This window comes from Acinetobacter sp. ANC 5600, from assembly GCF_002018395.1.
GTDB classification, from domain to species: Bacteria; Pseudomonadota; Gammaproteobacteria; order Pseudomonadales; family Moraxellaceae; genus Acinetobacter; species Acinetobacter amyesii.
Genome location: NZ_MVKW01000007.1, coordinates 127,183 through 140,631 on the forward strand (window position 1 = coordinate 127,183; position 13,449 = coordinate 140,631).

9 protein-coding genes are annotated in these 13,449 nt (G+C 42.6%); 5 read left to right on the forward strand and 4 right to left on the reverse strand.

All coding sequences use genetic code 11. The features are described from left to right. Positions 1 to 33: 33 nt before the first annotated feature. On the reverse strand, positions 34 to 3,171 hold the full coding sequence (locus tag B1201_RS14200) for an efflux RND transporter permease subunit (RefSeq protein ID WP_078194106.1): 3,138 nt from the start codon (positions 3,169 to 3,171) through the stop codon (positions 34 to 36). Further along, positions 3,171 to 4,277: an efflux RND transporter periplasmic adaptor subunit gene (locus B1201_RS14205; RefSeq protein ID WP_078194107.1), complete on the reverse strand. Its 1,107-nt coding sequence runs from the start codon at positions 4,275 to 4,277 to the stop codon at positions 3,171 to 3,173. The genes B1201_RS14200 and B1201_RS14205 overlap by 1 nt, the downstream gene beginning before the upstream one ends. Before the next feature lie 151 nt (positions 4,278 to 4,428). On the opposite strand from B1201_RS14205, the gene B1201_RS14210 reads away from it, so the two are divergent. The 4 genes from B1201_RS14210 to B1201_RS14225 all read left to right on the forward strand — a co-directional run bounded on the left by B1201_RS14210 (position 4,429) and on the right by B1201_RS14225 (position 10,516). After that, positions 4,429 to 5,052, forward strand: coding sequence for a TetR/AcrR family transcriptional regulator (locus B1201_RS14210; protein WP_143221706.1), 624 nt, complete (start codon positions 4,429 to 4,431; stop codon positions 5,050 to 5,052). Between the two features lie 153 nt (positions 5,053 to 5,205). Next, complete coding sequence (ppc, locus tag B1201_RS14215) at positions 5,206 to 7,890, forward strand: phosphoenolpyruvate carboxylase (protein WP_078194109.1); 2,685 nt, start codon at positions 5,206 to 5,208, stop codon at positions 7,888 to 7,890. A 297-nt stretch (positions 7,891 to 8,187) separates the two neighbouring features. Continuing rightward, complete coding sequence (locus B1201_RS14220; RefSeq protein WP_078191643.1) at positions 8,188 to 9,492, forward strand: solute carrier family 23 protein; 1,305 nt, start codon at positions 8,188 to 8,190, stop codon at positions 9,490 to 9,492. Positions 9,493 to 9,607: 115 nt separating this feature from the next. Continuing rightward, a complete protein-coding gene (locus B1201_RS14225) occupies positions 9,608 to 10,516 on the forward strand; it encodes a LysR family transcriptional regulator (RefSeq protein WP_078194110.1) in 909 nt (302 codons plus the stop codon). Between the two features lie 3 nt (positions 10,517 to 10,519). Here B1201_RS14225 and B1201_RS14230 read toward each other — a convergent pair whose 3' ends face one another. Further along, positions 10,520 to 11,257 (reverse strand): sulfite exporter TauE/SafE family protein, encoded by a 738-nt coding sequence (locus tag B1201_RS14230; protein WP_078194111.1) that lies wholly within the window; start codon positions 11,255 to 11,257, stop codon positions 10,520 to 10,522. A gap of 379 nt (positions 11,258 to 11,636) precedes the next feature. Beyond that, positions 11,637 to 12,548: a LysR family transcriptional regulator gene (locus B1201_RS14235; RefSeq protein ID WP_078194112.1), complete on the reverse strand. Its 912-nt coding sequence runs from the start codon at positions 12,546 to 12,548 to the stop codon at positions 11,637 to 11,639. 98 nt (positions 12,549 to 12,646) lie between these two features. Here B1201_RS14235 and B1201_RS14240 point away from each other — a divergent pair, with 98 nt between their 5' ends. After that, a complete protein-coding gene (locus B1201_RS14240; protein WP_078194113.1) occupies positions 12,647 to 13,255 on the forward strand; it encodes an FMN-dependent NADH-azoreductase in 609 nt (202 codons plus the stop codon). The last annotated feature ends 194 nt before the right edge of the window (positions 13,256 to 13,449 follow it).

A 13,449-nucleotide genomic window follows, 5' to 3' on the forward strand; every position in this document is an offset into this window, starting at 1 on the left:
ATTCAATATTTCGCACCCAATATTATGACACTTTTAAGGATTCTGCTGAGTTTTTTTCACTTTAAACCACTGTGCATATAGCGCAGGTAAAAAGAACAAGGTCAGCAGGGTCGCCACGATCAATCCACCCATAATCGCCACGGCCATTGGACCGAAGAAAATACTGCGAGAAAGTGGAATCATCGCCAATACAGCAGCCAATGCAGTCAACACAATTGGACGGCAACGACGCACAGTTGCATTGATAATCGCATCCCAAGCCGACTCCCCAGACTGAATATCTTGTTCAATCTGATCAATCAAAATCAGTGAATTGCGCATAATCATTCCAGACAGTGCAATCGTGCCGAGCATCGCCACAAAACCAAAGGGTTTATTGAACAATAACAGGAATAACACCACGCCAATAATGCCCAAAGGTGCAGTTAAAAATACGATCATCGCCCGTGACATGCTGCGTAGTTGAATCATCAATAAGGTCATGACAACTGCGAGGAATAATGGCATGCCTGCATTTACAGAAGTTTGGCCTCGTGCTGACTCTTCCACAGTGCCGCCTACTTCGAGGAGATATCCATTCGGCATCTCTGCACGTAACTGATCAAATGAATCTTTTAACTCACCCACCACCGTTGCAGGTTGCAATTTACTGCGAATATCCGCACGCACAGTAATGGTCGGTAAACGGTTACGATGCCAAATCAAACCTTCTTCAAAGCTATACTCAATTTTCGCAATCTGCGCCAATGGTACTGAACCACCATTGCTGGTCGGTACAGCCAAACTGCTGAGAGAACCGACATCCAATCGCTCCGCTTGATCACCACGCATCCGAATTTCAATCAACTCTCGTTTCTCACGATACTGATTAATCACCGCACCACTGATTGAACTATTCAAGAAATTGGACAGATCTAGACTGGAAACCCCCATTTGACGTGCACGATCTTGGTCGATGTCCAGTTTAATGACTTTGCTTGGCTCACCCCAATCCAAATGCACATTGGTAGTGTTCGGATTTTCACTGACTTTTGCAGACACACGTTGTGCCCACTCACGCACTAAGCTTAGATCTTCACCCGACACGCGGAACTGCAATGGATAACCCACAGGTGGGCCATTTTCTAAAAGTGAAACGCGAGTACGCACTTCAGGTAAAAGCTTACGAATTTCTTCTGCTAATGACTGGCGGATCTCATTACGATCATCTAAAGATGAAGCCAATACCACAAACTGAGCAAAACTGGCTTGAGGTAACTGCTGATCTAGAGGTAAATAGAACCGCGGTGAACCGGTCCCCACATAAGCCACAAAATTATCAATGCCTTGTTTTTTCGACAAGAACGCTTCGACTTTTTTTACGGCCGCTTCTGTGGCTTTCAGAGATGCACCTTCCTCGAGCTTTAAATCCACTAAAATTTCAGCACGGTTTGACGGTGGGAAGAACTGCTGTGGTACAGTTTTAAACATTAAAATCGATAACACAAAGATACCAACCGTCGCTGCAATCACCGTCTTGCGATAAGTCACACAAGTGTCAACCCAACCACGGAAACGTTGATAAAACGGCGACTGATAAGGATCGTGATGTTCGCCGGCATGATGCACCATCGGCTGAGGTTCAGGTTGTTTGCGCAAACGTGCCCACAGGCGCTGATACCAAGGGGCTTTTTGTACTAAGTCTTTGTTGAAGTCGGGTAGTAATTTATCCCCCAAATAGGGTACAAACAGCACTGCTGCAAACCATGACACCACCAATGCAATGGTGACCACTTGGAAAATCGAGCGGGTATATTCGCCTGTGCTCGATGCGGCTGTGGCAATCGGCAAAAATCCTGCAGCCGTAATTAGCGTACCTGTCAGCATTGGAAATGCGGTGGTGCGCCATGCATGTCCGGCGGCTTGTAATCGGCTATAGCCCTGCTCCATTTTGATCGCCATCATTTCGACGGCAATAATCGCATCATCCACCAATAAACCGAGTGCGAGAATCAATGCCCCCAAAGAAATCTTGTGCAACCCGACATCAAACATCTGCATGCCTGCAAAGGTCATGGCCAAGACCAATGGAATGGAAAATGCCACAACCAATCCTGTACGGAAACCCAAGGAGAAGAAGCTCACCAATAGGACGATAATCACGGCCTCAGCGAGGACTTTCATAAACTCATTGACGCTGCGCTTCACGGCTACAGGCTGATCCGACACTTTTTTCAGTTCCATGCCCAAGGGCAAGGTTTTTTGCAGGCGGGCAAATTCTGTTTCTAGGTTTTTACCCAAAGCCAGAATGTCGCCACCTTTACGCATCGACACGGCAATGCCTAAACCATTTTCACCCATAAAACGCATACGAGGCTGCGGTGGATCACTAAAGCCACGATGTACATCTGCCACATCACCCAATTGAATCGTTCGTCCATTCACCAATAAGGGCATCTGACGCAGTTCATCAATGTTTTGTAAATTACCACTGACACGCACTTGAATCCGGTCTGAATTGGTTTCAAAAAAGCCGGCACTCGCAACCGTGTTTTGCTGCTGCAAGGCTTGTTGAATCGCCGTCACGGGTATGCCCATTTGCGTGGCTTTGGTGTTGGAAATTTCAATCCAAACTTTTTGATCTTGTAGACCAATCAAATCCACTTTCGCAACGTCTTTCACTCGTTGTAACTGGAGCTGTAAACGGTCGGCATATTCCTTCATGGTGGCATAGTCAAAGTCTTTGCCGGTCAGCACATAGATATTACCGAAGGTGTCACCAAACTCATCATTAAAGAAAGGACCTTGCACCCCAGATGGCAATTGATGGCGAATATCATTGACCTTTTTACGTACGGTGTACCAAACATCGGGGACTTGCTGCGAACGTAGACTGTCCTTGGCCACAAAGGTCACCATGGATTCACCCGGACGTGAATACGCCATGATGCGTTCATACTGCCCCGTGGTCATCAGTTCTTTTTCAATCCGATCGGTGACTTGTAGCGAAACTTCTTTGGCTGTTGCACCAGGCCAATAGGTTTGAATGACCATGACTTTAAAGGTAAATGGCGGGTCTTCACTCTGCGACAATTTGGAATAAGAAAATATCCCAACGATGCCCAGCAGAATCATAAAATAAAGGATTAAGCCTTTATTTTTTAGTGCCCACTCAGACAAGTTAAAATTCATTATTTAACTCCTGTCTGAATGTGTACCGCTCGATTTTCACGATCAACAGGTTGTATTTTTTGTTTTTCGCGGAGCAAATGTACGCCGCCAACCACCACAAAATCCCCTACTTGCAGACCACTAAGTACGGGCACGCTGTCACGTCCGTATTCACCTAAACTTACTGGAACTTTACGTACCGTATTATCTGCATTGACCACCATCACATATGCCTGCTGACCACTCGCAGACACACTCGATAACGGCACATGCAAAACATTCTGCTGTGCTTTGGTTAAAAATACCCGTGCACTTTGCCCCAGTTGAATGGCGCTATTGCCTTCACGTAATGCCACTTTGACACTATAAGTACGAGACTGATCGGCAGCAGGACTAATTTCACGTACATAGCCTGCAAATTTTTCCTGTGGTTTAGACCACAAGGTAACCCATGCATCCTGCCCTGTTTTAATTTCAGTAACCGCTTGTTCAGGCACACCAATGACCACTTCACGTTCACCTGCTATCGCCAATTGAAATGCCGGTTGTCCTGCTGCAATCACTTGACCAATCTCAATATTGCGCTCAGTAATGACCCCAGTTTTATTGGCAATTAATTGGTTATAACCGGTCTGATTACGACTCACATCATAATTTGATTGGGCTTGCTTTAAGTTCGACTGTGCCGCTTTATATTGGTTTTCCACCGCATCATACTGCGAACGACTCACGGCATTGACTGGCAATAATTGCTTAAATCGTTTTAATTCATCTTCAGCAATTTGTGCAGCGGAACGCGCACTTTCAAGCTGCGCTTGTGCTGCATTCAGTTGCAACTGTGCATCTTTGACATCTAATTTTGCCAAGACTTGCCCGACTCGGACTTGGTCTCCAACATCGACATAGCGCTCAGTGATTTGGCCGCCAACCCGAAAAGCTAAAGCTGTTTGCTGGCGTGCTTGTACATCACCCGCATAACTTTTCTGTTCAAAATGTGTGGCACCCGGCTGAGTCACCATCACAAATGGCACTTCCTGTTCCGTTTGGGCTTTATCCTTGCTGCATCCCCATAAGGTCACACTGCAAACGATAATCATGCTGACAACTGTGGTCTTAATCGTACTCATGAAGTTCGCTCTTAATAAAAAGTCTTTTTTAGGGCAGAATATTATTCAATTAATTTGGTTATTTTTTAATTAATAAACCATGCGGTACATTAATTAGATTAATTATCCGAAATCAATGACCTTTTCGCCTTTTTTGGAATTTTTTCAGCAAATGAATGTCGGCCGCCCGAAAGACTTAGAAAAACGACAACGGATTTTAGAGTCTGCAAAACAATTATTTTTAGAAATGGGCTATCACGGTTGCAGCATGAATCAGATTGCCCAACATGCAGGGGTCACCAAACTGACGGTCTATAACCATTTTCAGGACAAAGCCACTTTATTTACCAGTGCAATTGAAGATACCTGTGAATATATTTTAAATACTCGCCCGCGACATCTGCACAGCGAAAGTCATTTTATGCAGGCTTTCGTTGAAATTTGTGAGTTGGGGCTGAACATCATGAATTTGCCAGAAGCCATTAAACTGGACTTATTACTTTTGGAGTTGGCTGCCGAACACAGTCCCTTGGTGGAACAGTTTTTCCGTGCCTCACATTTGAAAATGCGCCAAGTCTGGGAGAATTTCTTTCAAGACGCAGCAGCTTTAAATTTCATTCAGCAGGATAATCCTGCCCGACAAACTGAACTGATTGTGTCGCTACTGATGGGACTACGCCATCAAGAAGTCTTATTGGGCATGCGCCCAGTACCTGAAACAGCAGAGCGACAGGCCATTATTCACTCTGCCATCGACATCTTTATGCTGAAATATCAACTCGGCACACAGAGCTAAGCATTTTCTGAAATATTTCAAGGCTAAACTGAAACAAATGGCATAGCTACTGCTCATTTACCTAGAAAAGTCATCCGACTTTTGTCTGTACCCCCCTTTTGCCACAGCACTTTCGGGGTATAGTCGAGACAGGAATACGCGGAGAAATAACAAATGATTCAACAAATTGATGCTCCATTACGTGAAGACGTGCGCTTACTGGGCAATTTATTAGGTGAAACCCTAAAGCAGCATGCAGGACAAGATTTGTTTAATCAGGTAGAGCAAATTCGTGCCTTATCTAAAGGCGCGCGCGATGGACAAGTTGAAGCTGAAAAACAGTTAGAACAATTATTTTTAAATTTAAAAGATGAAGAAATTCTGCCACTGACCCGTGCATTTACGCACTTTCTCAACTTTGCCAATATTGCCGAACAGTACAATGTGGTGCGCAGCCGTCGCCAAAGTGAGTTTGATGAGCAAGCACCTTCACCGAATCCACTCGATCATTTATTTGAAAAATTTAAAAGCAATAACATCAGTTCGGACCAACTGTTCCAACAAATTTGTGAATTAAAAATTGAATTGGTCCTGACTGCACATCCAACCGAAGTCAGCCGCCGTACCTTGATCCAAAAATATGATGGTATTAATAATTGCCTGTTTAAAATGGATCAACAAAAACTTACGCCACGCGAACGCAAAGCCGTACTTGATGATTTAAAACAACTGATTTGCTCGGCATGGCAAACGGATGAAATTCGTCAACATCGCCCGACGCCTGTCGACGAAGCTAAATGGGGCTTCACGACCATTGAACAGACCTTGTGGAATGCTGTACCCAAATTCATGCGTGAATTGGATGGCATGGTTCAAGATCATTGTGGCAAGACCTTGCCTTTAAATGTTGCTCCTGTGCGCTTTGCGTCATGGATGGGCGGTGACCGTGATGGTAACCCAAACGTCACCCATAACATTACTCAAGAAGTGCTGTGGCTTTCACGTTGGAAAGCTGCCGACCTGTATTTACGCGATATCGAAGACCTACGTTGGGAACTTTCGATTCAAGAATGCAGTAAAGAACTCAGTGACGCCTTGGGTCATTTCCACCCTGAACCCTATCGTGAATATCTACGTGATGCGCGGGAACGCCTCAAAGCCACTCGTCACTGGTTGGCACTAAAACTCCGTGGTGAAGATGCTGACGATAGCCAAGTCATTAAAAGCCGCCATGAGCTGCTCGATCCACTATTGGTTTGCTACCGTTCACTGATTGACAGCGGTTTACCTGAAATTGCTAATGGTCAGTTACTCGACTTTATTCATCGGGTGAATTGTTTCGGTATCGAATTACTCAAACTCGATATTCGTCAGGAATCCACGCGTCATCGCCAAGCGATTTCTGCCATTACTGAATATTTAGGTTTAGGCAATTTTGAAACATGGACGGAGCAAGCCCGTCAAAACTTCTTGATTCAGGAACTGCAAAGCAAACGCCCACTGTTACCGAAGTTTTTAAATGAGCCGAAACAAAGTCTGATTGAACATCCAGATGTACAAGAAGTCTTTGCGACCATGCGCACTTTGGCAGAACAGCCACCTGAAAGTTTAGGGGCTTATATTATTTCCATGGCCGAACATCCAAGTGATGTCTTGGCCGTATTGTTATTGCAAAAAGAAGCCGGCATCAAACAAGCGCTACGTGTCGTGCCACTGTTTGAAACTCTAAAAGATTTGGATGGTGCAGCCCGTACCATGAATACCCTATTTAATATGCATTGGTATAAGCAGCATATTCAGGGTAAACACGAGGTGATGATTGGCTATTCAGACTCAGCCAAAGATGCGGGCTTTATGTCGGCAAACTGGGCGCAGTATCGTGCACAGGAAGAATTAACTGCGGTTGCGAAAAAACATGATGTACAACTGACATTATTCCATGGCCGTGGCGGTTCAATCAGCCGTGGTGGAGCGCCGACACAGCAAGCGCTGTTTTCACAGCCACCGGGTTCAATTTCAGGAGCGATTCGTGTCACAGAACAAGGGGAAATGATTCGCTTCAAGTTTGGATTAGAAGGCATTGCCTTACAAAACTTGGAAATTTACACCGCAGCGACCTTAGAAGCCACCTTATTACCACCGCCTGAACCGAAACAGGAATGGCGTCAGCTCATGCACAGCATGACGGATCTGTCGGTACAGGTATATCGTCAAACCGTGCGTGAAAATCCGCATTTTGTAAAATACCTACGGACTGTAACGCCAGAACTGGAACTACAAATGTTACCGCTCGGCTCACGCCCAGCCAAACGTAAAGTTAGCGGTGGGATTGAGTCTTTACGTGCGATTCCTTGGGTGTTCGCATGGACGCAAATCCGTTTGATGTTACCTGCTTGGCTCGGTACAGGTGCTGCGATTAATCAAGTGATTGATCAAGGTCAAAAGCAGACACTCGAAGAAATGTTAGAGCAATGGCCTTATTTCCAAACCCTGATTGATATGTTGGAAATGGTCTTGTCCAAAGCCGATGGTCATGTGGCGCTGTATTATGAGTCTCATCTGACGGATGACGCAGACCTCAAACAATTGGGCGAAGAGTTACGTCAGCGTTTACGTGATGCGGTACAAACGCTATTAGCACTCAAAGGTGAATCGAAATTACTCAGCAGTAACGATGTGCTCGACCAATCCATGAAGGTGCGTAAACCTTATTTATTGCCACTTCATTTACTGCAAGCCGAGCTAATGAAACGCCGCCGTGCTTACCTTGCCGAGCGTCAGGCTGAAAATACCCCAGTCGACCATGCGTTGATGGTCAGTATCGCGGGTATTGCGGCAGGTTTGCGTAACACTGGCTAAATCTTCCAAGTTTTCAAAAAGCACACAGAACTGTGTGCTTTTTTTTTAACCAGTCATATTGGTTTTAATTTATTTTGGAATATATAAAATAAGAAAAATTTATGAAGAATTGGCTCCAAGCCTATTTGATTAATTGCATGATTTAATGCCTTTTTTACACCCTAAAAACTTTTACCATTTGGTAAATTTACATGTAAAGTCATGTAATTAGTTTGAACAAAATATTTTTAAAAGAGATTAAATCTTCTAAAAAACAAGAGTATGATGTGCACAATTTATCTATTGAGTGCTCATTTTATGTCCAATTGGTTTCCCAAATGGCGCCCGTACGAAGGCAATATTGATGCACGTCCTGTAGGTACAAATGAGTACCTACCTCCGGTGCAAAGTGTGGTATTGGGGATACAACATGCCTTTGCAATGTTTGGTGCAACTGTCCTTGCGCCATTTTTGATGGGCTTTGATGCCAACCTTGCGATTTTAATGTCGGGGATCTGTACCATCCTGTTCTTCTTTATGACAGGTGGTCGTGTACCAAGTTATTTAGGCTCTAGTTTTGCCTTTATTGGTGTGGTGATCGCGGCAACCGGTTATGCAGCGTCAGGTACTGGCGCGCCAAATGCTAATATCGCAATGGCGGCAGGCGGGATCATGGCCTGCGGTATCTTATATGCCATTTTTGGTTTTATCGTGATGGCAACGGGTACGCGTTGGATTGAAAAACTCATGCCACCTGTCGTTACAGGTGCAGTGGTGATGATTATTGGTCTCAACCTTGCCCCAGTGACCATTAAAGGGGTTGCAGGCAACAACTTTAATATGTGGATGGCATTAGTCACTGTACTGTGTATGGGTTCGATTGCAGTGTTCACGAAGGGCTTGTTACAACGCTTATTACTGTTGGTCGGTCTATTACTGGCATATTTGGTGTATTACATCATTTCCAATGTCATGGGTCATGGCACACCAATCAATTTCGTTCCCGTACAAGAAGCTGCTTGGTTTGGTGTTCCGCACTTCCATTCACCCGTCTTCGACTTCAATGCCATGCTTATTATTGCACCGATTGCGTTGATTTTGGTTGCAGAAAACCTTGGCCACATCAAAGCTGTAGGCGCGATGACAGGTGAAAACCTCGATCCGCACATTGGTAAAGCCTTCGTTGCAGATGGTGTTGCAACCACACTTTCAGGCGGTGTCGGCGGTCCGGGTATGACCACTTATGGCGAAAATATTGGTGTGATGGCAGTAACGCGTGTTTACTCGACCATCGTGTTTGTATTTGCAGGTGTATTCGCCATCTTCCTTGGTCTTTCTCCAAAGTTTGGTGCGATTATTCATACCATTCCGCAAGCCATTTTGACAGGTGCATCGATTGTTGTATTTGGTCTAATTACCATTGCAGGTGCGAAAATTTGGATTGAAAACAAAGTCGATTTCTCAAAAAATAAAAACTTGATGGTGGCAGCAGTCACGATTATTTTAGGTACAGGTGACTTTGCACTTCAATTCGGTAACTTCAACTTAGGTGGTATTGGTACTGCAACATTTGCAGCGCTGATTTTGAATTGGTTCTTTAGCTTGGGCGATAAATCAGAATAAGCCTCCAAAGCATTTAAAAAAGAATACAACATTCATTTGAAAAGCGGCCGAAAGGTCGCTTTTTTTTATAGCTGCTCTTTCGGTAAGATAAGGCATTAGCCAAGGAATACACCCTATGCGACTGGATTTGTTCGACCTTCAATTGGTGCTGCACATTGTAGACAGCGGCAGTCTGACCAAAGGCGCTGCTCATTCTGCCATCTCGCTACAAGCAGCCAGTGAACGGATTAAAAAACTCGAACAGCATTACCGCACAGCCCTGTTCACTCGCCAAGCCAAAGGGGTCAAACTGACTCTTGCCGGTCAAACCTTAGTTGTACATGCACAGCGCATCTTAGGTGAGGGGCAACAATTAGAACACGCGATGCTGCCCTTTGCCCATGGGCTAAGTTCCAATATGACCTTATGGTGTAATTCATCTGCACAAAGTGAATATTTGCCGGTCTTGCTGCCACGTTATTTACTGGAAAATCCCAATATACAAATTGAGCTGCATGAAGCCGAGTCTAAAGACATCATTGCAGCGATAGAGCAAGGTAATGCACAACTGGGCTTAATTTCAGGTTTCTTTAAATCTGCACAGTTACAAACACTTGAGTTTGCAAATGATCCTTTGGTACTGATTTGTCCTATAACTCATGAATTGGCCTCGATATCTAGCGTCAAACCCGCAGAGATTTTAAATTATCCCTTTGTCGGTTTGATGCAATATCATTCCTTGCAACAATCGATCGAGGCTCAAGCCAAATTATTCGGCTGTGAAATTCAGTATCGGTTACGTTTGCCGAACTTTGCCGCGATCGCGCAAGTGGTGGCGAATGGTGTGGGCATTGCCATCATGCCAAAACGTGCGGCCCAACGATTACTCAGTTTGTATGCCTTTGCACAAGTTGAGCTCAGCGGTGAATGGGCCAATCGAAAACTGCTCCTTACCGCACGTAATTTTGATGATTTACCCTTAAATTATCAGCATTTCAGTCAGTTTCTACTGTCACAAAAATCTACTTTAGATGGCCAAGTCTAGGCTTTAAATCACGCCAAACTGGTGCAACATCATATAGCCACCGAGGGCAATCAACCCGATAAAAAACACCTTACGGAATTTTTGTTCTGGAATGCGGTAACGAATTTTTTTCCCTGCCCACATCCCAATGAGCGCTGGAATCAGTGCTATGGCTGACATGGCATAATCAATCGGGAGATCTTCCACTGGATTTTGTTGTAAGAACACTGCCAAACAAATGGTTGATGTGGTAAAGGCTAAACCGAGTGACTGTACGAGGTCATCACGTTTGAGCTGCAAACCTTGCAAATATGGCACCACAGGGATCACCACCACACCGGTCGCAACAGTCAGCGCTCCACCGAGATAACCGATCATTGGAGATAGCCATTTTTCATGTGGTGCAAAGTTCGGCAAGCTTTTGGCACAAAGCCCATACAGTCCGTATAGTGCCAACATGCCCCCCAGTAAAGCTTCACTTTTAAATTCACCATGTCCTAAAGTTGGAAAAATACTCCAAATTGAACCAACGATAATCCCAAGTAACAAGGGCCAAAAGCGTTGAATGAGGCGCAACACCTGCCCTTCGGCAAATAGTTGCCAAAAGTTGGTCACCATAGATGGAATGATCAATAACGTAGCTGCCTGAAATGGACTGATCACCATGGTAAGTAAGCCCATCGATACCGCAGGCAGGCCTAACCCAATCGTGCCTTTAATTAGACCTGCGATTGCAAAAACTGTGATGACGAACCAAATCATGGCGAAACTCGCTGAAAAATTGGCTCTATGCTATGCAATTCAGGCACTTTGAAAAATCAGTGTTTTTGGAATAGAGCCTCAATAAAAAGTTGAGGCTAGGTTATAGCGTCTAAAACAGATAGCGTAGATGGTCTAAACAAACTCTTTCGATTTTGAATAAGTTATAAGCGTATTGGTGGAATAGTGATATAAAAACCGTTCCAATATGCTGTTTACTAGAACGGTTTTTAATAAAAAATTGATATTTATAGGAAAATTTCAAGAATTTCGTATAACATGTATTATGTTAATTTTAGGAAAGCTTAATAAATCCGTGTTTAAAAATTAAACTAGAAAGATTTTGTATTACTATCAATTTAGAATTCCTCTCTTATAAATCTTATTTAATGACGCTATCTTTTTGTATTGATGAAGCTATTTTATCAATGGTAGTACGAACGCGTATTGGTAAGAAATTTGATCTTTTCCATACAATTTGAATAGGATAGTTAGTACTTGAATAGTTAGTAAGTAGGTGTATTAATTGACCACTTTGTATATATTCTTGAATCAACCAGGAAGGTAACCAACCAATTCCTCCATGCATTAGTACATAATCTAATATGCTTTTTATGTCATCCATTTGAACTTTATTTTTTGGCAAATATTTCATAGTTTTATGATGAGAACTTTGAAATATCCACTTTTCAAGCTGCCCATTTTTCAAATATCCAATAGTCTGATGGTTATCTAAATCTTTGATGCTCTCAGGAACCTGGTATCTTTTTAAATATTCAGGTGTGGCACAGAGCCACATTGCATGCTCAGAAATCTTTTTAACCATTAATTGACTATTATCTTCTAAATTACCAATTCTTATCACTAGGTCATAATTATCTTCAATTAAATCAATATAACGATCATTAAAAGAAAGAACCATATTCAAATTTTGATGTTCATCTGCTAAGTCTCTTAATATCGGAACTATGAACTTTTGTCCAAATAATACAGGCATAGAGATACGTATCATTCCCTGAATATTTTGATTATTACTTTCAAATAATGTCTCAGCTATTAATAATTCTTGTACAGCCCGCTGGCTATGTTCATAGAAAATACTACCTTCTTCTGTGAGAGCTAAATGACGTGTATCCCTGTTAAAAAGTACTACTCCGAGCTGTACCTCAAGCTTTGAAATCATCTTACTGACAGCGGAACGAGTCAGATGTAATTTTTCTGATGCTTTAGTAAAACTTCCTTGTTCAACAACACTAATAAATGCCATCAAACTTTTCAGATCATTAACACGCATATTAGTTCCAATTGGGAATCAATGAGTTGATTTATTATCACTTTTGTATCCAATTTATCAATGATAATCTAATTAAAATTCATATTAGGAACCTTACTATGAACAGAATTTTAGTTATCAAATCTAGTTTTATGCAGGAAAAATCTCTAAGTAATCAGCTCATTAATAAATATTTATATAGACGTAAGCAAAGTGGTTATGTTGACCAAATAATTGAACATGATCTAGGAGCTATGAACTTACCAGTATTAAACTTAGAGATATTTAATGCCTTACGTGGAGAGGCGAATGAAAAACCTGAGGTAAAAGCAGCAGTAGCTCTCTCTGATCAATTTATTCAAGAGCTGAAAGATTGTGATCTATTATTGATTGCAGCACCAATGTATAACTTAAATGTACCAACCCAATTAAAAAACTGGTTCGACTTAATTGCACGAGCACGAGTAACTTTTCAATATACAGAAACCGCACCCGTAGGATTAATTAAAGGTGTTAAATCAATTATCTTTAGTTCACGTGGTGGTTTTCATCAAGATCTTCCAACAGATGCTGTTACAGCATATTTAATAGCAGTATTAGGATTAATTGGTATTGATAAGGTAGATTTTATATATGCTGAAGGCACTGATATTAAACCATTAGGGAAATCTAAAGCACTTGAATTAGCTTCACAGCAAATTGCTTTACAAACGAACGTAGGATTGTAAGTGTATTCTTCCTTATGGCAATGAAATTATAATTTTCTATTGTTCTAAGGTTCCTATTTAACATAATGGCGGTTATACGAAACGAGAGTGTTAGAACCCATCTAAAGTGTCTATATTCTCACCAATAAAAATGTCTAGTTTATGATGGTTTTTATCACCATGGACTGGATATAAATATAGATGCTGATCACTAT